The 4,599-nt window shown below is 70.7% G+C and carries 8 protein-coding genes; 4 read left to right on the top strand and 4 right to left on the bottom strand.

What is annotated here, in order from left to right; translation table 11 throughout:
* On the top strand, window positions 1-401 hold a 401-nt coding region (locus DAT37_RS12365; RefSeq protein ID WP_198654220.1), incomplete at its 5' end, for a sensor histidine kinase.
* 142 nt (window positions 402-543) lie between these two features.
* Window positions 544-981, top strand: a complete 438-nt coding sequence (locus DAT37_RS12360; protein ID WP_198654219.1) for an ATP-binding protein — start codon at window positions 544-546, stop codon at window positions 979-981.
* Between the two features lie 7 nt (window positions 982-988).
* Here DAT37_RS12360 and DAT37_RS12355 read toward each other — a convergent pair whose 3' ends face one another.
* From DAT37_RS12355 to DAT37_RS44070, 3 genes are read right to left on the bottom strand one after another with little or no spacing between them, the layout of a single operon-like run.
* Entirely contained in the window at window positions 989-1,636 is a 648-nt protein-coding gene (locus DAT37_RS12355) for a YidC/Oxa1 family membrane protein insertase (RefSeq protein ID WP_109524913.1), read from the bottom strand.
* A 60-nt stretch (window positions 1,637-1,696) separates the two neighbouring features.
* Window positions 1,697-1,918 (bottom strand): DUF6412 domain-containing protein, encoded by a 222-nt coding sequence (locus DAT37_RS12350; protein ID WP_109524912.1) that lies wholly within the window; start codon window positions 1,916-1,918, stop codon window positions 1,697-1,699.
* Window positions 1,919-1,931: 13 nt separating this feature from the next.
* On the bottom strand, window positions 1,932-2,102 hold the full coding sequence (locus tag DAT37_RS44070) for a hypothetical protein (protein WP_157978454.1): 171 nt from the start codon (window positions 2,100-2,102) through the stop codon (window positions 1,932-1,934).
* A 94-nt stretch (window positions 2,103-2,196) separates the two neighbouring features.
* Here DAT37_RS44070 and DAT37_RS12345 point away from each other — a divergent pair, with 94 nt between their 5' ends.
* Complete coding sequence (locus DAT37_RS12345) at window positions 2,197-2,895, top strand: response regulator transcription factor (protein WP_109524911.1); 699 nt, start codon at window positions 2,197-2,199, stop codon at window positions 2,893-2,895.
* Window positions 2,892-4,010 (top strand): sensor histidine kinase, encoded by a 1,119-nt coding sequence (locus tag DAT37_RS12340; protein ID WP_232839704.1) that lies wholly within the window; start codon window positions 2,892-2,894, stop codon window positions 4,008-4,010. Before DAT37_RS12345 ends, DAT37_RS12340 begins: the two co-directional genes overlap by 4 nt.
* A gap of 70 nt (window positions 4,011-4,080) precedes the next feature.
* On the opposite strand, the gene DAT37_RS12335 is transcribed toward DAT37_RS12340, so the two are convergent.
* Entirely contained in the window at window positions 4,081-4,479 is a 399-nt protein-coding gene (locus tag DAT37_RS12335) for a hypothetical protein (RefSeq protein WP_109524910.1), read from the bottom strand.
* Between the last annotated feature and the right edge of the window lie 120 nt (window positions 4,480-4,599).

The following is a 4,599-nucleotide window of genomic DNA, read 5'->3' as shown; positions in this document are numbered from 1 at the left end:
TGGTCATCCCCGACGGGCTGCCGCGGGTCTGGGGCGACGAGCTGGCGACCGACATCGTGCTCGCCCAGTTGCTGGAGAACGCGTTCAAGTACTCACCGAAGGGCGGCCTGATCAGGGTCGAGGCGTGGCCGGAGGACGACACGGTGGTCGTGGTCGTCGACGACGAGGGCGTCGGCATCGCCCCGCCCGACCGCGAACGGATCTTCGAGCGCTTCGTCCAGGTGGACAGCGGTGATCGGAGAAGGTTCGGGGGTGTCGGCCTGGGTCTCTACATCGTGCGCAGCCTCGCCAGGGCGCAGGGCGGCGATGTGAGCGCGCATCCGAGGGCCGGTGGGGGCACCCGGATGAGGCTCGTCATGGGTACCGAGTCCCTTAGCCGATCCGACACACCGATGCGGTAACGAGGTGGTCACGGTTCCGCTGACCTGCAGTCCAATGTGTACAAGCTGTGATCGAGATGCGGTTTCTGGGAACGAGTAACGGGGCATTTCGGTCGTACCGGGGAGTGTTCCACGGGGGGCACTGGTAGACGGGGAGGTGGGTGTGTCAAGCGTGGTGCTGCTGCCGTACGCGCCGTCCAGCGTCGCCGTTGCCCGCCAGCGTCTGAGCACTGACCTGCGGGATCTCGGCGTCTTCGGTGCGGCGATCGATGACGCCGTGCTGGTGGTCAGCGAGCTGCTCAGCAACGCGCTCAGGCACGCGCATCCGCTGCCGTCGGGCATGGTCAAGGTGGCGTGGCTGCGCAATGGCGACCGGATCGAGGTCGCGGTGAGCGACGGGGGAGCCGCCACCGAGCCGCGCGCGGGCCGCCCCACCCTGTCCTCGCTGGGGGGCAGGGGGCTCGGCATCGTGGAGTACGTGGCCGAGAGCTGGGGCGTCCGCCACGACGGCGACATGACGACCGTGTGGGCCATCCTGTCCGCGCCCAACGGCAACGGCTCGATGAACGGGCACGTCGCGGCACTCAGAGAGGCCGGATAGCGGTCGTTCAGAGAGGCCGGGCGGCCAGGACGGCGCGCTCGCCCACGGTCCATGCCGCGGAGACGAGCAGGTACAGACCGGCGGCCAGAGGGAGCACCGCGGCGGCGAGCACCGAGCCGAACGGCAGCAGCGGCAGGACTTTCCGGACGGCCTCGGGCTGCTCCGCGGTCAGCGTCGCCCTGATCTTGCGGGACGACAGCCACGCGACCAGCGCGATCAACGCGATCAGCACAACGAAGACCAAAAACGGCCAACTGATCAGACCGTAATTGGCTACCACTCCGGCGACCTGGTGTCCCAGCGGTGCGCCCAGCAGGTACTGGCCGGCGAGCGCGGTCGGATGCGTGGCGACCTGATACACCAGCCACATGAACGGCACCTGCGCCAGCCCCGGCAGGATCCCGGCGAACGGCGACGTGCCCTCCTTGGCGTAGAGCGCGGAGATCTCCTTGCTCAGCCGCTGCGGATCGCGCCCGAAGCGCTTGCGCAACTGGCCGAGCCTCGGCGCCAGGCGCTCCTTGACGCGGGCGCTGCGCGCCTGCCGGATGCTCAGCGGGAGCAACAGCACCCGTACGGCCAGCGTGAACAGCACGATGGCGAGTGCGGCGTGCCCCCCGGACAGGCCGACGACGAACGTGACTAGAGAGTCGATCATGAGCCCTTCAATCGGATCGAGTCGGAGAAGACGATCAGGGCTCGTCGGACAGAGCCCCGCCTAATCGGAAGCGGGGCAGGATGATGGAGCTCGTGGACGCGGGCGGCCGGCCGCGTCGGGATCGCGCTGGCGCTGGAAGGCCGTGCGCCGGGCGTAGACCAGCGGGGACGCCGACGGCTCCGCGCCGCCGACGGGCAGCAGTCTGGCGGCCCAGCTGACCAGCAGCAGGACCGCCACCATGGTCACGCCCACGAGCCAGGGGTCGAGCAGGAACAGGGTCACGGCGACGAGGAGCTCAGCGGGACGACGACTTGCCGACCACGGTCACCGCGATGAAGACGAGCAGGCCGATCACGCCGATGATCAGGGCCACCTTGAGCAGGCCCATCAGCATGGGCAGGATGAAGTTGAACAGCACGAAGAGCGCCAGAAGGGCGCCCAGCACGAGCATGACGACTCGACTCATGAGCCCACCGTACGTCCTGTGGCCATGATCCGCGCGTCTTACGGACCGATGACGCGGCTGTCGGTCCGGCGTCGCCCCGCCGTACCGTGAAAGCGTGAACACGCGCATCCTGGTGGTCGACGACGACCCGACCGTGGCCGAGGTGGTGGCGCGCTACCTGGAGCGCGACGGCCACGAGGTCGAGTGCGTCGGCGACGGCGCGGAGGCGCTGCGCCGGGCGTTGGCCCGCCCGCCCGACCTGATGGTGCTCGACCTGATGCTGCCCAAGGTCGACGGGCTGCAGGTGTGCAGGAAGCTCAGGGAGCGCTGGCCGGTCCCGGTGATCATGCTGACCGCGCTGGGTGAGGAGATCGACAGGGTGGTCGGCCTGGAGACGGGCGCCGACGACTACGTGACCAAGCCGTTCAGCCCGCGCGAGCTCGCGCTGCGCGTGCAGTCGGTGCTGCGGCGGGCGCGCGGCGCGTCCGTCACGGGCGGTTCGGGCGTGCTGCGCGACGCGGACCTGGTGGTCGACGTCGGGGCGCACGAGGTACGGCGGGGCGGCGACGAGGTGATGCTGACGGCCAGGGAGTTCGACCTGCTCGCCTACCTGATGCGCAACCCGCGCCAGGCGTTCAGCCGGTCGGCACTGCTCGACCAGGTGTGGGGCTGGTCGTTCGGCGACTCCTCCACGGTGACCGTGCACGTCAGGCGGCTGCGCGAGAAGATCGAACCCGATCCGACCGAGCCGCGTAGGATCGTCACGGTGTGGGGTGTCGGATACCGCTACGAGCCTCTGGAGAGCGGGGGATGAACGGCGGGGTGCGCGCGGCGGCGGCCATGGGCGACCTGGGCATGATCGTGGCGGTCACCGCGGGGCTCGGGCTGATCGTGGCCGGGCTCGGCGTGTGGGCGATGTGGTCGCTGCGTACGCGCTCCATCGGCGTGATGCTGACGGTCGTGATGGTGGTCTCGATCGCCGCCACCCTGGCGGGCGTGGTGGCCATCACGCTGAAGATGATCATCGAGGGCTCGGTCCGCGACTTCGTGCTCAGCGTCGTCGCCGTGGGCGGGCTGGTCGGCCTGGGAGTGGCCTTCGTGCTGGCCAGGCGGGTGGTGGGCGAGAGCAGGCGATTGGTCGCCGCCGTACGGCACCTGCCGTTCAGCGCGCCCCGCGGGCTGCCCGCCGAGCTCCAGACGATCGCCAACACCCTGGAGGAGGCGTACGAGCGCGAACGCGCCCTGGAGGAGGCGCGGCGTGAGCTGGTGGCGTGGGTGAGCCACGACCTGCGCACCCCGCTCGCCGGGATGCGCGCGATGGCGGAGGCGCTGGAGGACGGGGTCGTGTCGGACCCGGCGACCGTGGCGCGCTACCACGGGCAGATCAAGCACGAGGTGGAGCGCCTGTCGGTGATGGTGGACGACCTGTTCGAGCTGTCGCGCATCCACGCGGGCGCGCTGCGGCTGTCGCGGGCCCGCATCGGACTGGCCGACCTGGTGGCCGACACCGTCGCCGGGGCCGAGCCGCTGGCCCGCGCGAAGGGCGTGCGCCTGGCCGCCGAGGCGGCCGAGGCCGTGCCCGTGGAGGCCGACGCGGGAGCGCTCGGCCGGGCGCTCGGAAACCTCGTGGTGAACGCGATCCGGCACACGCCCTCCGAACGGATCGTCGTGCTGCGGACCGCGGTCGAGTCCGGGATGGCGTGCCTGTCGGTCTCCGACTGCTGCGGCGGCATTCCGGAGGATGACCTGCCGCGGGTGTTCGAGGTGGCGTTCAGGGGCGAGAGCGCCCGCACCCCCACCCGGGACGGGGGAGCCGGGCTCGGGCTGGCGATCGCCCAGGGCATCGTCGAGGCGCACGACGGGATGATCGGCGTGGTCAACGACGGGCCCGGGTGCCGTTTCGAGATCCGGCTCCCTCTCGTGAGGTGATCCGCCCTCTCGTGAGGTGATCCGCCCGGCGGGAAGGGGTGTTCGGGCGGACTCCGGTGGGAGGTGGCGGTCAGGCGGACTCCGGCAGTGGGGCGAAGGCCGTGCCGAAGGCCTCGGACATGGCGCGGAACGTCGGGCAGGGCCAGCGCCACATGCAGCTGCGGCAGCGCAGGATCGGATGGGCGGTGTCGCTGGTTATGCCGCCGGCGTCGCGCGGCTGGTGCAGGTCGAGCAGCCGCAGGGTGAGCTCGGCGAACGCGAGCAGGTCCTCGCGGGCGCCGGTCAGGAAGTCGAGGTCCTCGACGGCCAGCCGGGTGCGGACCGGGACGAAGCCCTCGTGGTTGACGAGGCCGCGCAGCCGCTTCGCCTCCTCACGCCAGGAAGCGGCCTTGTCGGTGCGGATGAGAATGGTCTCCAGGTGCTCGCGGAGCCGTTGCCGCTGAGGATCTTCGGGTTGTTCACTGTTCATCGCGTTGCGCGGGCCCGTGTCTCGCCCAGCCCCTCCTTCTCGGTGAAGTGATGACCGGATGCATGCGGAGGTGCCGCCGCCCCCCTTCCGGCCGCGCCGGTGTCACAGTGTCAAGCTTCG

The sequence above is a fragment of the Nocardia aurea genome, from assembly GCF_003123685.1.
Lineage (GTDB): Bacteria > Actinomycetota > Actinomycetes > Mycobacteriales > Mycobacteriaceae > Nocardia > Nocardia aurea.
Note: the sequence above shows the minus strand (reverse complement) of the source record. Positions and strands in the feature narration are given on the sequence as shown.